Source organism: Pedobacter cryoconitis (assembly GCF_014200595.1).
Classification (GTDB): Bacteria; Bacteroidota; Bacteroidia; order Sphingobacteriales; family Sphingobacteriaceae; genus Pedobacter; species Pedobacter cryoconitis_C.
In genome coordinates this window covers 261,015-278,310 of record NZ_JACHCG010000005.1, presented here as the reverse complement: position 1 = coordinate 278,310, position 17,296 = coordinate 261,015, and the positions used below count along the sequence as shown (strand labels likewise).

At 38.7% G+C, this 17,296-nt stretch carries 19 protein-coding genes; 12 read left to right on the top strand and 7 right to left on the bottom strand.

The window, feature by feature from the left end; genetic code table 11:
- Window positions 1–43 precede the first annotated feature (43 nt).
- From HDE70_RS23700 to rsfS, 3 genes are read right to left on the bottom strand one after another with little or no spacing between them, the layout of a single operon-like run.
- Window positions 44–688 (bottom strand): lactate utilization protein C, encoded by a 645-nt coding sequence (locus HDE70_RS23700; RefSeq protein WP_111632760.1) that lies wholly within the window; start codon window positions 686–688, stop codon window positions 44–46.
- 57 nt (window positions 689–745) lie between these two features.
- Window positions 746–2,839: an ATP-dependent zinc metalloprotease FtsH gene (gene ftsH, locus HDE70_RS23695; protein ID WP_183869278.1), complete on the bottom strand. Its 2,094-nt coding sequence runs from the start codon at window positions 2,837–2,839 to the stop codon at window positions 746–748.
- Window positions 2,840–2,874: 35 nt separating this feature from the next.
- Complete coding sequence (rsfS, locus tag HDE70_RS23690) at window positions 2,875–3,249, bottom strand: ribosome silencing factor (protein WP_068404664.1); 375 nt, start codon at window positions 3,247–3,249, stop codon at window positions 2,875–2,877.
- 44 nt (window positions 3,250–3,293) lie between these two features.
- Here rsfS and HDE70_RS23685 point away from each other — a divergent pair, with 44 nt between their 5' ends.
- The 9 genes from HDE70_RS23685 to rplS all read left to right on the top strand — a co-directional run bounded on the left by HDE70_RS23685 (window position 3,294) and on the right by rplS (window position 10,384).
- Window positions 3,294–4,067, top strand: coding sequence for a biotin--[acetyl-CoA-carboxylase] ligase (locus tag HDE70_RS23685; protein ID WP_183892027.1), 774 nt, complete (start codon window positions 3,294–3,296; stop codon window positions 4,065–4,067).
- 43 nt (window positions 4,068–4,110) lie between these two features.
- On the top strand, window positions 4,111–4,560 hold the full coding sequence (locus HDE70_RS23680; RefSeq protein WP_183869280.1) for a protein-disulfide reductase DsbD domain-containing protein: 450 nt from the start codon (window positions 4,111–4,113) through the stop codon (window positions 4,558–4,560).
- A 188-nt stretch (window positions 4,561–4,748) separates the two neighbouring features.
- The gene (locus HDE70_RS23675; protein ID WP_183892026.1) at window positions 4,749–6,443 is read left to right on the top strand and encodes a protein-disulfide reductase DsbD family protein; all 1,695 of its coding nucleotides are present in this window, start codon (window positions 4,749–4,751) and stop codon (window positions 6,441–6,443) included.
- Window positions 6,443–7,426, top strand: a complete 984-nt coding sequence (pfkA, locus tag HDE70_RS23670) for a 6-phosphofructokinase (protein WP_183869282.1) — start codon at window positions 6,443–6,445, stop codon at window positions 7,424–7,426. The genes HDE70_RS23675 and pfkA overlap by 1 nt, the downstream gene beginning before the upstream one ends.
- Before the next feature lie 137 nt (window positions 7,427–7,563).
- On the top strand, window positions 7,564–8,127 hold the full coding sequence (locus HDE70_RS23665; RefSeq protein WP_111632754.1) for a 30S ribosomal protein S16: 564 nt from the start codon (window positions 7,564–7,566) through the stop codon (window positions 8,125–8,127).
- A gap of 91 nt (window positions 8,128–8,218) precedes the next feature.
- Complete coding sequence (gene rimM / locus HDE70_RS23660) at window positions 8,219–8,746, top strand: ribosome maturation factor RimM (protein ID WP_068404653.1); 528 nt, start codon at window positions 8,219–8,221, stop codon at window positions 8,744–8,746.
- 9 nt (window positions 8,747–8,755) lie between these two features.
- The gene (gene trmD / locus HDE70_RS23655; protein ID WP_183869284.1) at window positions 8,756–9,433 is read left to right on the top strand and encodes a tRNA (guanosine(37)-N1)-methyltransferase TrmD; all 678 of its coding nucleotides are present in this window, start codon (window positions 8,756–8,758) and stop codon (window positions 9,431–9,433) included.
- A 165-nt stretch (window positions 9,434–9,598) separates the two neighbouring features.
- A complete protein-coding gene (locus HDE70_RS23650) occupies window positions 9,599–9,871 on the top strand; it encodes a hypothetical protein (RefSeq protein ID WP_183869285.1) in 273 nt (90 codons plus the stop codon).
- A gap of 165 nt (window positions 9,872–10,036) precedes the next feature.
- On the top strand, window positions 10,037–10,384 hold the full coding sequence (gene rplS / locus HDE70_RS23645) for a 50S ribosomal protein L19 (RefSeq protein ID WP_041883657.1): 348 nt from the start codon (window positions 10,037–10,039) through the stop codon (window positions 10,382–10,384).
- Between the two features lie 714 nt (window positions 10,385–11,098).
- Here rplS and HDE70_RS23640 read toward each other — a convergent pair.
- The 3 genes from HDE70_RS23640 to HDE70_RS23630 form a co-directional block, all read right to left on the bottom strand.
- On the bottom strand, window positions 11,099–11,758 hold the full coding sequence (locus HDE70_RS23640; protein ID WP_068404647.1) for a phosphatidylserine decarboxylase family protein: 660 nt from the start codon (window positions 11,756–11,758) through the stop codon (window positions 11,099–11,101).
- 67 nt (window positions 11,759–11,825) lie between these two features.
- A complete protein-coding gene (hpt, locus tag HDE70_RS23635; RefSeq protein ID WP_260162037.1) occupies window positions 11,826–12,371 on the bottom strand; it encodes a hypoxanthine phosphoribosyltransferase in 546 nt (181 codons plus the stop codon).
- Window positions 12,372–12,386: 15 nt separating this feature from the next.
- Window positions 12,387–14,534 (bottom strand): transglycosylase domain-containing protein, encoded by a 2,148-nt coding sequence (locus HDE70_RS23630; RefSeq protein ID WP_183869286.1) that lies wholly within the window; start codon window positions 14,532–14,534, stop codon window positions 12,387–12,389.
- A gap of 118 nt (window positions 14,535–14,652) precedes the next feature.
- Between HDE70_RS23630 and HDE70_RS23625 the strand changes: the two genes are divergently transcribed.
- Genes HDE70_RS23625 through HDE70_RS23615 form a run of 3 tightly spaced genes read left to right on the top strand, consistent with a single transcriptional unit; the run spans window position 14,653 to window position 16,705 of the window.
- A complete protein-coding gene (locus HDE70_RS23625; protein ID WP_183869287.1) occupies window positions 14,653–15,729 on the top strand; it encodes an Mrp/NBP35 family ATP-binding protein in 1,077 nt (358 codons plus the stop codon).
- A 32-nt stretch (window positions 15,730–15,761) separates the two neighbouring features.
- Window positions 15,762–16,007, top strand: a complete 246-nt coding sequence (locus HDE70_RS23620) for a NifU family protein (protein WP_183869288.1) — start codon at window positions 15,762–15,764, stop codon at window positions 16,005–16,007.
- Between the two features lie 53 nt (window positions 16,008–16,060).
- Entirely contained in the window at window positions 16,061–16,705 is a 645-nt protein-coding gene (locus HDE70_RS23615; RefSeq protein WP_183869289.1) for a hypothetical protein, read from the top strand.
- Here the strand turns inward: HDE70_RS23615 and def are convergent.
- The gene (gene def / locus HDE70_RS23610) at window positions 16,702–17,265 is read right to left on the bottom strand and encodes a peptide deformylase (RefSeq protein ID WP_183892025.1); all 564 of its coding nucleotides are present in this window, start codon (window positions 17,263–17,265) and stop codon (window positions 16,702–16,704) included. The genes HDE70_RS23615 and def overlap by 4 nt on opposite strands.
- Window positions 17,266–17,296: the final 31 nt, after the last annotated feature.

Genomic DNA, 17,296 nt, shown 5'->3' with positions numbered 1-17,296 from the left:
GTATTTAGTATAAAACTAGGATTAATTTATTGAAAACAAAAATTTAAGAGAAATCATCAATTAAAAAAACAAATAATTCTTTCGGGCCATGGGCACCAAGGACAAGTGTTTTCTCAATATCAGCAGTTCTGCTGGGCCCGGTGATCGTACTGATCATAGAGGGCAGCTGTGAGCCATATTTATTTTTGATCAGTTGAAATCCATCTTTAAGATCCATCACCATCTGGCCTGTTCTCGCGATAACAATATGGTGATGCGGAAAAATACTGAGTCTTCTGCCCGCTTCATTTTGATTGCTCAGCAATATAGAGCCATTTCTGGCAATTAAAGCTTCACACATGGTGATTCCAACCTCGGCCATTTCAAAGTCCTTGTCAGTCTTGTAAAAAGGGAATTCGTACGTGGAAAGTAATTTCTGAAGTTCAGTTTCCCAGCAATATATTTTTCTCCATTTGAACTTTTCAGCCAGTTCGAGAATGTTTTCGATGAATTCAACACCGTCCTGGCAATAAATAAAATTGCCGGATACAGCGGTTAACTGCTCGGCAAATAAAATTTCCGGAATCTCTGTGTTGGGCTTGTAAAGCGGGGTTTCTTCTAAGTTCGGATAAGGGTTATCTCTTTTTTCAAGCAGAGCTTTCCTTATCTTTTTTAGCATTAACTCCTTGGAGGAAATATTCTCTTGCATAAAAAAATGGATTTGCTGTCATCAGTATACCTGATGACAGCTCCATAAAGTTAATTATTAAGATTCAGAATTTAAAGGCGATACTAAAGGAGCAGACGGATCTGTTGTTTCTCCAACACCTTCATGAAGTAAGCCTTCAGCAGCAGGTTTTTGATCACCTGTGCCATTCACGAATTCATCATATGTAGTACGGTTGTCAAAAGGGCGTTTACCTAAGATTTCTTCCAGATCTGCCTGGAAAAGAATTTCTTTTTCCAGTAATTTCTCTGCCAGTTTCTCTAAGCCGTCTCTTTTGTCAATTAATAACTGCATTGTTCTGACATATACCTCATTGATCAGTTTACGTACTTCAATGTCAATCAGCTCAGAAGTTTTTTCTGAGTAAGGTTTATTGAAGTTGTATTCATTTTGAGGATCATGGAAGGAAACATTACCGATCGTACTGTTCATTCCATAAATAGTTACCATGGCATAAGACAATTTAGTAATTCTCTCCAGGTCATTCTGTGCACCTGTAGATATTTTACCAAAAACAAGGTCTTCAGCAACACGGCCACCCATAGTCATACACATACCATCTGTAAGCTGTTCTGTAGTGTACAGGAACTGCTCTTTCGGTAAGTATTGTGCATAGCCTAACGCAGCAACACCACGCGGTACGATAGATACTTTTACCAATGGATCTGCATGTTCAAGGTACCATCCTGCAATAGCATGTCCGGCCTCATGATAAGCAACTATACGTTTCTCTTCAGGAGAGATGATTTTGTTTTTCTTCTCTAAACCACCAATAACACGGTCAATTGCATCCTGGAAATCCTGCATATCCACAGATTCCTTATTTCTTCTGGCAGCGATTAAGGCTGCTTCATTACAAACGTTTGCAATTTCAGCCCCTGCGAAACCAGGAGTTTGTGCAGAAAGTTTTTTAGCATCCACAACCACATCAGTTTTGATAGGTTTTAAATGGACTTTAAAGATTTGCTCTCTGCCTACTAAATCTGGTTTATCGATAGAAATCTGTCTGTCAAATCTTCCCGGACGAAGTAAAGCACTGTCTAATACATCAGGACGGTTAGTTGCAGCAAGAATAATAATTCCTGAATCTGTACCGAATCCATCCATTTCTACTAATAACTGGTTCAAAGTGTTTTCACGCTCATCATTACCACCCATCATGCTGTTTTTACCACGGGCACGCCCGATTGCATCAACCTCATCAATAAAGATGATACATGGAGCTTTATCCTTAGCTTGTTTAAACAAGTCACGTACACGTGATGCACCAACTCCAACAAACATTTCTACGAAATCGGAACCTGAAAGCGAAAAGAATGGAACCTGAGCTTCACCAGCAACAGCTTTCGCCAATAAAGTTTTACCAGTACCAGGAGAACCTACAAGTAACGCCCCTTTTGGTATTTTACCACCCAGGTTGGTGTATTTTTTAGGGTTTTTAAGGAAATCTACAATCTCCATAACCTCTTGTTTAGCTTCTTCCAGACCTGCAACATCATTAAATGTTACGTTTACCTGGCTTTCTTTATCAAAAAGAGTTGCTTTGGATTTTCCGATATTGAAAATCTGTCCGCCGCCGCCGCCGGCACCACCACCCATTTTACGCATGATAAAGATCCAGAATCCAATAAATAACAACACAGGAATAATTACTGTGAAGAACCATGAATTGAAAGTACTTTGTCTGGTTTCTTTTTCTGCTAAAATCTGGCTGTCAACCGGAACAGTTTTTTGTGACTCTGACAATTGCTTATCCAGTGCGTCCATTGATCCTGCGGTAAAAGATACTGTAGGGCCTCCGGTTGAACCAAAATTGCTCTTAGTCTGATATTTTTTATACTTCTCCTGGTTAAGACGGTCTGGTTTAATAAATACATCAGCCCTGACCAGGTCTTCATATTTGTAAGCTATAATCTTCTGAACATCTCCCGGAGCAAGCATGTTCGTTTCAAATTCCCTGTACGTGATCGTTTTATTGGTATCATTTGTAAATAAAACGGAAACCAGGACAAGGCCTAAAATGATAGCAGCGTAAACCCAGAATATATTGAAATTTGAACCCTTTTGAGGTTTTTTGGGAATGTTCGGTATTCTCTTAATTAATTTGGGCTTAGTATTTTCTTTCTCTTTCATCGTTGATTCAAAAAAATGTATAAGGTTGTAACTGGTTATGCGCTTTGATAAGAAGTTGTTTGTGCGTCGCCCCATAAATCTTCGATCCCATAAAAATCTCTTTTTTCAGTTTTGAAGATATGAACAACAACATCAAAATAATCTAAGATTATCCATTCTGCGTTTTCTAATCCTTCTTTTCTCCACGGCGTGGCTTCTGTGTTTTTGTAAATTTCGTCTTCTACACTATCTGCGATAGCTTTCACTTGTGTCGACGAGTCTGCGTTGCAAACTATAAAATAATCTGATACGGAGCTATTTAATTCTCTTAAGTCCAGACGGACTATATCGTGGCCCTTTTTTTCCTGCATGCCTTGAACGGCTATTTCTGAAAGGTAGGTAGAAAGGTTTACTAATTTCTTTTTTACCATTAAAATGTTTTATTTTTGATAAATAACAACTATAAAATCAACTATTGCAAAATAACACTTTTTCAACACTATTTGTTGGTCAAAATCTTATCAAATTATTAGCAGTTGATTCTACCAATAATTTTTTGAAAAGGATGGTGTCAAATTCCGAGCCATTACCCGAAGGAACTGTTATTATGGCAGAGAATCAATATGAGGGGCGTGGCCAGGTAGGGAGTAAATGGCATGCTGAGCCAGGTAAAAACCTCACTTTTAGCATTCTTCTGCGACCATCGTTTATACAGCCCAGGGAGCAATTTAACTTGAATATGACTATCAGCATTGCGATTCAGAAAGCGCTGGAAAGTCTTATTGGTACAGGTTTATCAGTTAAATGGCCGAATGATATCTATTTTGGACATCAAAAGATAGGCGGGATGTTAATTGAGAATATCGTAGCTGGAAGCCACATAAAGGCTTGTATCGCAGGAATCGGAATCAATGTTAACCAGGAAGTTTTTGAAACGGAGTTACAGCAGCGTGCAGGTTCAATCTATCAAATTTTACACCGGCATGTTGATTTAGTAACGCTTTTAGCAGAAATTTGCAGTCATATAGAGGCTGGATATTTAAAACTCAAAGCGGGAAACTACGGCAATCTGCGGAATGAATACCTGAATTATCTTTATCAGTACAACGTAAAAGCCAATTACAGACAAAATGGCGAGATAATCGAAGGGAAAATTGTAGATGTAGGTGAAAATGGAATGTTAAGTTTAGAAACCATTGACGGACTAAAGACGTATAACTTCAAAGAGATTGAATTTATTAAACCATAATAGAAAGTATCAGTCTTAGTATATACCAATATAATTTATAAACATGAAAAGAATAACCTTAGTATTTGCCTTATTGTTTTTTACGATTCTTGGAGCTTCTGCTCAGATCGAGAATCCTGTAACCTGGTCTTATGCACAAAAGAAGATCAGTAAAACAGAAGCCATTGTATATCTTAAAGCAACTATTCAGGATGGATGGCACATCTATTCTCAAACAGTAAAGCCAGGAGGGCCTGTTAAAACAACGATTAAGTTTAATCCGTCAAAAGATTTTACTAAAGTGGGTGCTACAGCAGAACCTAAAGCTCTTTCTAAATTTGAGAAGGTTTTTGATATGAATGTTGGCTATTTTGAGAATCAGGTAGTGTTCCAGCAAAAAATTAAATTAAATAAACCAGCAACAGTTGTAACTGGTACCATAGAATTTATGGTTTGTGATGCTACAAAATGTCTTCCTCCCGATGAAGTGAAGTTTTCTGTACAAGTCAAATAGATTTACAAGAAGTATTGAAGAGCGCCAGAATTTCTGGCGCTCTTTTTTTTTGTCTTTTTCTGCCGAATATCGAAGTATAGTAAAATATTGGCAATCCGGTAATTCAAAACTTTTTAAACAAGAAATTATAAGTAATTTCACAGCCTTATAGAAAAAGATAATACCCAATCAGGTTAAAAAACATGAGAATGAAAAAGTTAATTTTAATGCTTGGCTTGGTGCTTACAATGCTTTTAATGCATTCCAGCCAGAGTTTTGCTTTGATACAAAGCCATGATTCTACTGTGGTAAGCGATGATATCCAGTTTACTGAAATTGGATCTGCGGCAGACAGTGCTGCTAATGCTGTCGTTAAGGATAGTGTCAAAAAAGACACGGTTAAAGCTGCTGCTGTAGTTAAACCGGTGCATGAAATACAACAAACAGAACAGGAGAAAACGTTATGGCAAACCTTTATACAGGGGTTGATCGGCGGTTTTATTGCTTTCTTAATGCCCTGCATTTTCCCAATGGTACCGCTTACAGTTAGTTTCTTTACTAAAAAAGCAGGCAGCAGAAAAAAGGGAATCGGGCAGGCGGTAATTTACGGCCTTTCTATTATTATCATTTACGTTGCTTTCGGGTTATTGATCACCCTGCTTTTTGGTTCAGCCAAATTGAATGAACTCAGCAGCAGCGGATGGTTTAATTTTACCTTCTTTATCTTACTGATTGTTTTTGCGATCTCGTTTTTCGGCGCTTTTGAAATTACTTTACCAAGTTCTTTCGTTAATAAAATTGATCAGAAAGCAGATGATACTAAAGGTTTGGGAGGAATATTCTTTATGGCGGCTTCTTTAGCGCTTGTTTCATTCTCCTGCACTGGTCCCATTATTGGAACATTGTTAGTACAGGCGAGTTCTAAGGGCGAAATTCTGGCTCCTGCCATAGGAATGTTTGGATTTGCGCTGGCTCTGGCACTACCTTTTACTTTATCAGCGATATTTCCTGGTTTCTTAAGCAGCATGCCTAAATCAGGCGGCTGGTTAAACAGTGTAAAAGTTTGCCTTGGTTTCCTTGAGCTTGCGCTGGCCTTAAAATTCTTATCAGCAGCAGACCTGGTTTGGCATTGGGAGTGGTTTGACAGAGAGATATTCCTGGTCTTATGGATTGTAATTTTCTTCCTGATGGGTATTTATATTCTTGGAAAGATTAAATTTTCACATGACAGTGATGTCCCTTATGTTTCTGTTCCAAGATTATTTTTTGCTATCCTCTCTTTCTCCTTTGCCATGTACCTTGTTCCAGGACTTTGGGGAGCACCGGTTAATATTTTAAGTGGAATTGCACCGCCTTTAAATACACAGGATTTTATTTTGGGTGGAAATAGCGGTGGAAGTTCACAGGGAACGTCCGATTTTCCTGCGGTAGTTAAATACAATGATGTATTACATCCTCCGCATGGTTTTAATGCATTCTTCGATCTGGATGAAGGCTTGGCTTATGCAAAAAAAGTAAATAAACCAGTACTGATAGATTTTACCGGGCACGCTTGTGTAAACTGCCGGAAAATGGAAGATAAAGTATGGATAGATCCGCAAGTGGGGCATTTAATTAAAGATGAATACGTTCTTATCCAATTATATGTAGATGAGCGGTCTGTTAAAATGCCACCAGAGAAAGTACATTACTCTAAAATTTTAAGGACCACCACAGATGATCTGGGGCGTTGGAACGGTGATTTCCAGGCAACGACCTATAATTCTAACTCACAGCCTTTTTATGTCCTTGGCGGACATGATCTGGTTCCTTTAGTTGCCCCTCAGGGAGCAATTTTTGACGCGAAAGAATACGCCGCTTATTTGCAAAGCGGACTTGATAAATTTAAAGCATCCAAGAAATAATGAATAAAATTAAAAACATAGCTGTATTAACATCAGGGGGAGACGCACCCGGTATGAATGCTGCCATAAGGGCAGTAGTCAGAGCGGGGATATATTATGATTTAAATGTTTCAGGAGTACTTAGAGGATATGAAGGGCTGATTAATGGAGATTTTATCCCCATGGACCGGAAATCCGTAGCGAATATTATACAGCGTGGTGGTACCATTCTTAAAACAGCCCGGAGTGATGACTTCCGGACTAAAGAAGGAAGACAAAAAGCTTATGACCAGTTAAAACTGCACAATATTGACGCAATGGTTGTGATTGGTGGAGATGGTACTTTTACAGGAGCAGACTTGTTTACCAGAGAATTTGATTTTCCTGTAATTGGTTTGCCGGGTACTATAGACAATGACCTGGCAGGAACAGATTTTACAATTGGTTATGATACTGCAATTAATACGGTAGTGAATGCTATTGATAAGATCAGAGATACCGCAGAATCACATGACAGGCTTTTTATTGTCGAAGTAATGGGCAGGGATTCCGGACTGATCGCTTTGAGAAGTGGGATTGGTGTAGGTGCGGAAGCGATTATGATTCCTGAAGCCAATATGGGCGTGGAAGGATTAATCAAAAGATTAGAGTACGGACGAAAAGATAAAGCATCTAAAATTATAATTGTTGCCGAAGGTGATGAAGTTGGTGGTGCATTTAATGTAGGCGAAGTATTGAAAGAGAACTTCCCTAACTATGATATCCGTGTGTCTGTTCTGGGGCATATCCAGCGGGGCGGTAAGCCAAGCTGTATGGACCGGGTACTGGCCAGCCGTTTTGGTGTAGCAGCTGTAGAAGGCTTGCTGGAAGGCAGATCGGGCGGTATGGTTGGGCAGATTAATAAAGAAATCCTGTTTACTCCTTTTGACCATGCGATCAAACACATCGATGCAGAAGAGGTAAGTCCGGTGTGGTTAAAGCTGGTAGAGATTCTCTCTTTATAAAAATTAATATGCGCTGTTCATGAACAGCGCATATTAATTTTGCGGCATCTTGCTTATCATTAGTATTTTACTTACTTTTGCATCCCCGCTAGCATGCAGCTCCGGGAACTATGTTGAATACATAAACTTATAAAGAAATGGCAACTAAAATCAGATTGCAAAGATTCGGTAAAAAGAGCAAACCTTTTTTCCACGTAGTGGTAGCGGATTCACGCGCACCGAGAGATGGTAAATTTATTGAGCGTTTAGGTTCATACAACCCAAACACCAATCCTGCTACTATCGAAATTAATTTCGAAAAAACATTAGACTGGGTAAACAAAGGTGCTGAGCCTACGGATACTTGCCGTACTATTTTATCTCACAAAGGTATTTTGTACAAAAAACACTTACAAGGTGGTGTTAAAAAAGGCGCTTTAACTGAAGAACAGGCAGAAGCTAAATTTGCTGAGTGGTTAGTAGCTAAAGACAGTAAAATCGAAGGCAAAAAAGACAGCTTGACTAAATCTAAAGATGAAGTTAAGAAAACTGCTCTTGCTGCTGAAGCTAAGAAAAATGCAGACCGTGGTGCTGCTATCGCATTGAAAAATGCACCAGTAGCAGAAGAAGTTGTAGCTGAAGAAGCAGAGGAAACTCCTGCGGCTGAAGAAACAACTGAAGAAGCTCCTGCAACAGAAGAAACAAAAGAAGAAGAAGCATAGTAATTTGTAATTCTTGATTATAGCGAAGAATCCTTCATCTGAAGGTTTTCTTCGCTATTTTTATTTAATGTAATAATTGATTTAGATTTTAATGACGCACGAAGAGGCATTTTATATAGGGTATTTTACCAAAACAAAAGGATTAAAGGGTGAACTTCAATTGTACTTTGAATATGATGAACCAGGGCTGCTTGAGCTTGACGTTATATTCGCTGAGATGAATGGCAAGATGGTTCCTTTTTTCGTTTCGGCGTTTAAAATGCAGCCTAACAGCACTGGAAATATCTATCTGGATGATATCGATCACATTGACAAAGCACAGCCTTTGTTAAAGAAAAAGGTCTATCTGCCAATCAGCAAGATGCCTAACAGAGATGATGATGATTTTCATTATACTGATCTTGTCGGGTTTATTGTTACCGATGAAACTCATGGAGAACTGGGCGAAATTCTTGAAGTCAATGAATATCCTCAGCAGTTTGTGGCTACAGTTTCTTATCAGGAAAAGGAAATCATGTTCCCGTTAAATGACGATATGATTGTTGAGATTGACGAAGATGCCAGTACTTTGCTGGTTGATCTTCCGGATGGCCTGCTTGATATTTACCTGTCTAATTAATTTGATCCTATGCGTTTTGATATCATAACAGTTTTACCTGACTTATTGCAAAGCCCTTTCGCGCACTCTATTTTGCAGCGGGCGCAAACTAAAGGCATTGCTGAAATAGTAGTACACAGCCTGAGAGATTACTCGACAAATAAACAACGTAGTGTTGATGACTATCCTTATGGCGGTGGTAGTGGCATGGTGATGTCAATTGAGCCTTTTGCACGCTGTATAGATGCGTTAAAAGAGCAAAGGACATACGATGAGATTATTTTCATGACGCCGGACGGAGTAACGCTGGACCAGTCTATGGCCAATGAATTATCAGGCATGGAAAATGTAATCATTCTGTGTGGTCATTATAAGGGAATTGACCAGCGGATCCGGGATATTTATGTCACACGTGAAATTTCTATTGGTGATTACGTTTTATCAGGCGGAGAACTGCCTGCGGCTGTTCTTGTAGATGCTATTGTCAGATTGATCCCGGGCGTATTGAACGATGAAACGTCAGCTTTGAGTGATAGTTTTCAGGGTGGGCTGCTTGACGCTCCCCTATATACCCGTCCCGCTGATTATAAAGGGCACCAGGTACCTGAAATCCTTTTGAGCGGACATGAGTTGAAGATTAATAACTGGAGGCACGAGCAGGCTCTGGCGCGTACGCTGAAGCGTCGTCCTGATTTGCTTGAAGATTAGCCGGTTTCTGTAAAAATTATTCTCTGCAAAATCTTTTTATTCTTTAATAAATAATTTATTTCCATTATTCTTTATTTGCAGATGAAATTATTTATATATTTACGAAATAGTATTCGTGGCCTGTTTGGCAGGTCTTTGTAAATCGTGTAAATAAATTCAATAAGAATGAATGAAAGTATAGATAAGTATAAGATCAATTATTTCTTAGACAAGCTTACTGTTAAGGAATATAAGTTTGCAATGAAAATGATTCCTAAATTGTTGAATATTTCGATGAACACCTTTCATAATTACCGCAGGATAAAAATTGGCGAGACCCAGGACATCCCCTATGAAAAAGTTAAACTCATGGAAATTTTATTTGACGCAGAAAGCGGAGCGCTTGAAAACGCGAAAATGAATGGAAAAAGCCTTGTGCAATTGCTTAAAGGCCAATGACAAGGCTAATTTAATACCAGTAGAGAAATAAAAAAAAGAAGAATTATTGTGGATTTCGTAAAGAATGTTGAAAAAAAACAAGAATCACTTTTTTTTATTAAATAAAATTCCTAATATTGCAGTCCGATTTTAAACAACAAAAAGTCGGCTTAATAGCTTAAAATCATGGATTTAGTAAAATTTGTTGAAGAGCAGGTAATCGCAAAGAACGAGTTTCCTGCATTCAAATCAGGAGATACAGTGAGTGTTCACTATAAAATTCGCGAAGGTAATAAAGAACGTGTTCAAATTTACCAAGGTGTAGTCTTACAACGTAACAGCGTAGGTGCTAATGAGACGTTTACTGTTCGTAAAATGTCTAATGGAGTTGGAGTAGAGCGTATCTTCCCAATCAACTCGCCAAACATCGCTAAAATTGAAGTTAACAGTCACGGTAAGGTGCGTAGAGCTAAGTTGTTCTATCTTCGTGAATTGACTGGTAAAGCAGCTCGTATCAAGTCTAAGAGAGTTTAATTTCTCTACAAAATATATAGGCCTTCCCGACTTTGTCGGGGAGGTTTTTTTGTTTGTGCCTGCCTCAGTATTCAGTATATGATTATACTCCGGATCAATTCATCAACTTGTGGAGGATGCTCTTATGTCTCTGGAAGTTGCGCTGAAAGCTTTCAATTTGCAGGGGAATGACTCAGCCGAAACGAGGCCGGGCTGTTAGTAAATAAATTCAAAATAGCTTAATAATAAAGCTATATCTGCCGGGTAGTGCCTGAGTACTGCCCGGGTACTCGTTAGGGTAACAGCAAGGTAAGAGCAAGTTGAGTCCATGGCAAGTCCAAGTCAAAACAACTAGTTGAAACAACATGGACTTGCCATGCTTAAAGCCCGTTTACAACCTGGTGTCACCCCGACCACTACTCAGGTACAACCAAACGAACTTTCGTAAAAGTAGCAAGCCTGGAAAAATCAGGATCTTTCCTCCCCTAAGAATTCCGTTGAAGTTTATGACTTGATCCATGATTATACTCATTCTTTGAAGGCTGCAAATAAAGCGATTTAAAGCTGCCAATGGGATTGCTTTATCACAAACTGCATGATGTCTGTTAGAGTTCACTAAAGTGGCTGAAAAGCTTTTTAAGCTATAAAAAAACCGGATACAAATAAAGAGGGTCAATAATTGAGTTATACACACATCAATTATTGACCCTCTTTATTTGTTATAGCTCCTGGGAACTAAGCGAGTTCGCCAAGCACGGTAATACCGCCTTTAACTACCTGGTTCAGTTCCAGGTTAACTTTTGTACCAACAGGAAGAAATATATCTACGCGGGATCCGAACTTAATAAAGCCAAATTCTTTGCTTTGTTCTACTACGTCACCTTCTTTAACATACCATACAATCCTTCTGGCAAGTGCTCCTGCAATTTGTCTGAATAGTACCGGTGTTCCGTTTGCGTGTTCTACGACAACTGTGGTACGCTCATTTTCCGTAGAAGATTTCGGATTCCATGCAGCAAGATATTTTCCAGGATGATATTTGAAGAATTTAACAACTCCAGCAATTGGATTTCTGTTTATATGTACATTAACAGGAGACATAAATATAGAAACCTGTAGTCTTTTGTCTTTGAAATATTCATTTTCCTGAGTTTCTTCAATTACAACGACTTTTCCGTCAGCCGGACAGATGATCAGGTTTCCGCCAGTTACGAATGGTCTGGATGGGTTTCTGAAAAACTGAAGCACCGTAATGAATAACGCGAATGAAGCAATATACACTGCCCACCTTAACCAGGTGACATCAGCAAATCTGTAGTCAATAATGGCATTAAGGACGAAGATAAAAAGGAGAGAGAGTGCGATGGTTGTATAACCTTCTTTATGTATTGTCATTTAAATATAAAATATGTTTGATGCAAAATTGTGAAAAATTTACGGGAATCAGGCTAAAGAATCACGATCAGGAAATTGTACGGTAAATATGTTTAAGGTTCCGGCCCAGTTCATCATAGTCCAGGCCATAGCCAACTACAAATTCATTCGGGATTTCAAAGCCTACATATTCAAGTTCTTTAATCGGTGAAAGGATGGCTTCTGGCTTGAAAAGCATACTGCAAACACGCACAGAGGCAGGGTGCTGTAAATAAACCTTTTCTAATATATATTTTAATGTAAGGCCTGTATCCACAATGTCTTCAACTAAAACCAGGTGCCGGCCTTCCAGATTGTCCGGCAAACCAAATATCTCCTTTAATTCTCCGCTGCTGGTTAGTCCGCCTTTATAGCTGGAAACCTTCATAAAAGCAACTTCACAAGGAATTTCTGTTTCCTTAAGCAAATCAGCCATAAATAAGAAGCTGCCATTTAATACCCCGATAAATAGAGGGCGTTTATCTTTATATTCAGCATTGATTTGTGCTGCAATTTCTTTTGTACGCGCATTAATGCGGTCGTTCGTGATCGATATCCCGAACTTTCTGTCTCCAACTTCTATCGTATTCATCATTTCTTTATGGCGAAGTTAATTGGCTTCTTTTTCCAGACGTCGTTTTTCCCGCCTTTCTCTTCGCAATTCTTTTCTTGTTTTTTTTACGGTATCCTGTACTGTTAATTGTTTGCTTGTTGTATCCTTCTCTTTTTTAGACCTGCCAAATAACCTGTCAAAAAGATTTTTTGATTCATCCTGCATTTTAACAGGCGCATCAGTATCTGTATCAAAGGCAGCAGTGTCAACTTTTGCCGAATCCGGCAGCAGGTAACGGCGTAAACCTTCTCTTAATCTTACGTTATAAAAACCATAACCACTGGTATCGGCAGGTGTCAAGCCACGCTTGGCCATGATCCTGCCCATATACCTGAAATAAGGCAGCATATAGTCTTTTAACCCACCATCACCCCGAAACTTGAACATTGCTATTTTTGGGCGCGGAACAATATTAGCCAGGAATATACCCTCTCCAATACTCAATTGCGATGGGCTTTTTCCAAAATACTGGCGTGATGCTTCTCCTATTCCATAAATATTTTTACCCATTTCAATAATATTGAAATAGACCTCAAGCATTCTCTGTTTACTAACCAGGCGGTTATTCTCGATTAACCAGACAATTAGAATTTCTTCCGCTTTACGTGCAAGTGTTTTTTGTCTGCTTAAGAATACATTTTTCACAAGCTGCATTGAAATCGTACTTCCTCCCCTGACAAACTTCTTCTCCTTGAAATTAATCACGAAAGATTTACGGATAGATTCTTCAACAAAACCTTTGTGTGTATAAAATGAAGGGTCTTCAGAGGTCAATAGTGCATTTTTGAAATTACTGGAGATCTCAGAAAGTGGGGTGTAATTAGGATTAGAAGGCCCGATTGTGATATCACGCATCGGTTTTCCGTACTCATAAGGGGTATATACAAAGGTCTCATTAATCTTTTGCAGGTTTAATTTACCCCATTTGACGATTTTAAAATTGTAAGGTGTTAGTGTAGAATTAAACTTTAAACTATCCGGTGTACTGCTGTCCAGGTAAAAATTAAGATCATATTTAATCTTTCCCTTCACCTGTAATCCGTCCAGTGATTCAAATAAACCTTCTGGAAAAGCATTTAAAACCGCTTGGGCATCCTGTTCATCCGCATGAAGTTTCACTTCATAAATTTTGTTCGGAGAAAGCGTATATTTCAAATAAGGGTGAATCGCGGCATCTTTAAGGAATACCGTTGAAGTGCTGTCCAGAGCCACGAAATTTGGCCCGATCAGCATATCTGCATCAATCTTGGCATTCTTGACTATAATATCGTTAGAAGCGATCTTAGTATGGTTAATCAATAGGTTTTTAACCGACCAGGACCCGGAAATCTTGAAATTATCACCACTATATTCAGCGCTTCTCATTTCGGTTCTGACCGTATCGAAACTAAGTTTTGCATGCAGTTTATTTTCCAGGTAAGGTAATTCGACTTTTTTACCATCCGCAAAGAACAGCACATCCATTTGTTTTTTACCCGGTTTCAGTTTACCATCAATATGCCAGGTTGCCTCATCATTATTGACCAGAATGGTTGATTTCAAATCTCCCCCGTCAATTGTAGCTGTTGTAGTCAGGAAATTCAGTTTTGCAGTATCATTATCATTCAAGGTGAACACCAGGTTCTTCATCTCCATGTCATCCGGGATTTTATTCAGTACCTGGTTGAGGATATCATGCGCAATTTCACTCAGATCTATTTTTGCTTTATTATCTTTTTTATCTTTCTTTTTCCTTTTGAGGATAAAATCAAGGTTAGTCAGACTATCTTTCAATACGATGCTGACTTTACCGGTATTTAAGGCGACCTCAGCAAGTTTAACGTCTCCGAACAGTAAGGGAAATAACTTTACACCAATGGTAAGATCAGCAACTGTAGATAAAGTATCCCGGTCTTTGGGAACTACAGAGATGTTTTTCATGTGTACAGTGCTCAGCCCTTTAAAGCCGGCATTCTCAATTTTTATGGCTAATCCATAATCAGTATCGGCCTTCTGGATAGCTTTGGCTATCATTTTTTTGAGTAGAGCTTCTCTCTTGCTGTAAGCAATAGAACCAAGGATGGCAATTAATACAAGAAATACCCCTAGAACCCATGCACCTGCTTTGATGTATTTTTTAGGGATGTTTATTTTTGGAAGACGCATGCTGTAAAATAGATGTTTAATTGCTTAACGTTAAATGCAAATGTTTATTTCGTGTTAAAATTACACTTAAAAAGCCTAAAATCAATTAATTGTAACGTCCTTTTGTTAATTTTGGGCAATGAATATTAGCAACGAACAAGTTTTAGCTGCTTTAAGAAATGTCGAAGACCCTGATCTTAAAAAAGATCTGGTCACATTGAACATGATTAAAGAGCTGAGCATCGAAGATAAAAAAATTAGTTTCACCTTAGAACTGACCACTCCAGCCTGTCCAATGAAGGATATGCTTAAAAATGCCTGCCTTAATGCCATCAAGCATTTTGTAGACAAAGAGGCAGAAATAAATATAAAAATTACTTCAAGAGTAACTAAGCCAAATGATACTACCCAGCTGAAAGATATTAAAAATATCATTCTGGTCTCATCAGGTAAAGGCGGAGTAGGAAAATCTACCGTGGCGAGTAACCTTGCTGTTACCCTTGCAGCAGACGGCGCTAAAGTTGGTTTAATTGATGCAGATATTTATGGGCCTTCGGTGCCAACAATGTTTGGTCTTTTAGGGGCTAAGCCAAGTGCAAGAGAAACAGCAGAAGGAAAAACATTGATTCTGCCAATTGAAAAATACGGTATCAAGTTATTGTCATTAGGATTTTTTGCCGATCCTGACCAGCCTGTACCCTGGCGTGGCCCGATGGCGTCCAATGCAATTAAACAATTGTTCAATGATGCAGATTGGGGCGAACTGGATTACCTGATTGTGGATCTTCCTCCTGGAACCGGGGATATTCATATCACCATTACCCAAAGTTTCCCGATTGCAGGTGCAGTAATAGTGACTACTCCACAGCAAGTAGCTTTAGCGGATACCAGAAAAGGGCTTGCCATGTTCAGAATGCCAGGTATTAATATCCCGGTATTAGGAGTAATTGAGAATATGGCTTATTTTACCCCGGCAGAATTGCCTGAAAACAAGTATTATATTTTCGGGAAAGACGGCGGAAAGGCTCTGGCAGCTTCTTTTGACGTACCTTTCTTAGGTGAAATACCTCTTGTTCAGGGAATTACAGAAGGTGGAGATAGTGGTACGCCTATTGCAATGGATAAAGAGAGTCAGACTTCAATTGCATTTGCAGAAATGGCAGGAAAGATTGCGCAGCAGATTGCAATTAATAATGCGTTGCGGTCAGATTGCTAAAAAATTAGTAAATTTATATTTTAAAATATATCATGGATTTAAAAGAACAAGTAGAACAAGCATTAGAAACCATCCGTCCTTATCTTAAGGCTGATGGTGGTGATGTTGCGATAGAAGAAATTACGCCGGACAATGTCGTTAAATTGAAGTTATTGGGGAACTGCGGATCTTGCAAAATGAGTTTTATGACCATGAAAGCAGGAATCGAGCAGGCTATTATGAAAGCAGTACCACAAATTACTGCGGTTGAAGCTATTAACCTGACTGAATCAGTTTAGCCATTTAACAAATTTTAACTAGTCACTGTAAGAATTACAGTTATTTTTGTACGATGAAATACATCTTTACGGTCGTTTTGATTTTTTTTACTGCGGGGCTGTTTGCACAACAAACGCCTTCAGGGAAGAAATTGATCCAATTTTCTGGTATTATAACAGACAGGGACAGTAGTTTTGTTGTCCCTTACGTGACTATAACGAATAAAACTAACCAGGATCAGCGTTATGCTGCCAATTATAAAGGTTATTTTTCTTTTGTAGCCCATCCGGGGGATACTTTGATTTACAACGCTATAGGATACACTGACAAAGTCGTTCTTATTCCGGCTGATATTAAAGACTCAAAGTATACTGCGATGGTAAAAATGAAATCAGAAATCGTTTACCTTCCTGCTGTACGCGTTTATCCATGGGCTACCATAGAAGAGTTTACGAAAGATTTTCTGGCGATGAAAGTCGCTGATGATGATATGGAAATTGCGCGGAAAAATATGTCTTCACGCTCTATTAATGGAAAAATTCAATATCTCCCCAGGGATGCTGGAGAGATATCTTCAACTAATTTCCGTATAGATCAGGAAAGAGAACTGAATAAAAATCTGGTACAATCTAACCCATTATTAAATCCATTTGCCTGGGGCAAGCTCATGCAGCAGATTTTTAGCGGGGATAAAAGCAGACAAAACAATAATAACTAGCGTTTCTTATTGCGTTGTTTTGGGAACTTCATTCTGTAATCTGCGTGAATATCACCTCTTGAAATTGAATCCAGTTTAGACTTCAGCATGGTCTTACGCAACAGACTTAGGGTATCAGTGAACAACTTACCTTCTATATGGTCATATTCATGCTGTACAACACGTGCAGGCATACCTGAAAGTGCTTCTTCATGCAATTCCCAGTTTTCGTCATAGTACTGGACTTTGATATTTGGTTTGCGTAATACATCCTCTCTGATTTCAGGGAGACTCAGACATCCTTCCGTAAAAGCCCATGGCTCACCGGTTTCTTCCAAAATCACAGCATTGATAAATACTCTTTTGAAACCTTGCTTTCCATCTTCGTCTTCACCAGTATCCACAATGAACAGTCTGATTGGCAGACCGATCTGTGGCGCAGCCAAACCAACACCACTTGCTGCATACATGGTGTCAAACATATTACTGATTAGTTTTTGTAAATCCGGATAGTTTTCATCTATGCTTTCACATACCTTCCTTAAAACCGGATCTCCATAAGCTACAATTGGTAATTTCATCTATATAATTTTTTTTGACCTGTTTAAATAC

Coding starts and splice junctions, on each gene's coding strand:
- HDE70_RS23700 (WP_111632760.1), bottom strand. CDS start 688: ATGCAAGAGAATATTTCCTCCAAGGAGTTAATGCTAAAAAAGATAAGG.
- ftsH (WP_183869278.1), bottom strand. CDS start 2,839: ATGAAAGAGAAAGAAAATACTAAGCCCAAATTAATTAAGAGAATACCG.
- rsfS (WP_068404664.1), bottom strand. CDS start 3,249: ATGGTAAAAAAGAAATTAGTAAACCTTTCTACCTACCTTTCAGAAATA.
- HDE70_RS23680 (WP_183869280.1), top strand. CDS start 4,111: ATGAAAAGAATAACCTTAGTATTTGCCTTATTGTTTTTTACGATTCTT.
- HDE70_RS23675 (WP_183892026.1), top strand. CDS start 4,749: ATGAAAAAGTTAATTTTAATGCTTGGCTTGGTGCTTACAATGCTTTTA.
- pfkA (WP_183869282.1), top strand. CDS start 6,443: ATGAATAAAATTAAAAACATAGCTGTATTAACATCAGGGGGAGACGCA.
- HDE70_RS23665 (WP_111632754.1), top strand. CDS start 7,564: ATGGCAACTAAAATCAGATTGCAAAGATTCGGTAAAAAGAGCAAACCT.
- rimM (WP_068404653.1), top strand. CDS start 8,219: ATGACGCACGAAGAGGCATTTTATATAGGGTATTTTACCAAAACAAAA.
- trmD (WP_183869284.1), top strand. CDS start 8,756: ATGCGTTTTGATATCATAACAGTTTTACCTGACTTATTGCAAAGCCCT.
- HDE70_RS23650 (WP_183869285.1), top strand. CDS start 9,599: ATGAATGAAAGTATAGATAAGTATAAGATCAATTATTTCTTAGACAAG.
- rplS (WP_041883657.1), top strand. CDS start 10,037: ATGGATTTAGTAAAATTTGTTGAAGAGCAGGTAATCGCAAAGAACGAG.
- HDE70_RS23640 (WP_068404647.1), bottom strand. CDS start 11,758: ATGACAATACATAAAGAAGGTTATACAACCATCGCACTCTCTCTCCTT.
- hpt (WP_260162037.1), bottom strand. CDS start 12,371: ATGATGAATACGATAGAAGTTGGAGACAGAAAGTTCGGGATATCGATC.
- HDE70_RS23630 (WP_183869286.1), bottom strand. CDS start 14,534: ATGCGTCTTCCAAAAATAAACATCCCTAAAAAATACATCAAAGCAGGT.
- HDE70_RS23625 (WP_183869287.1), top strand. CDS start 14,653: ATGAATATTAGCAACGAACAAGTTTTAGCTGCTTTAAGAAATGTCGAA.
- HDE70_RS23620 (WP_183869288.1), top strand. CDS start 15,762: ATGGATTTAAAAGAACAAGTAGAACAAGCATTAGAAACCATCCGTCCT.
- HDE70_RS23615 (WP_183869289.1), top strand. CDS start 16,061: ATGAAATACATCTTTACGGTCGTTTTGATTTTTTTTACTGCGGGGCTG.
- def (WP_183892025.1), bottom strand. CDS start 17,265: ATGAAATTACCAATTGTAGCTTATGGAGATCCGGTTTTAAGGAAGGTA.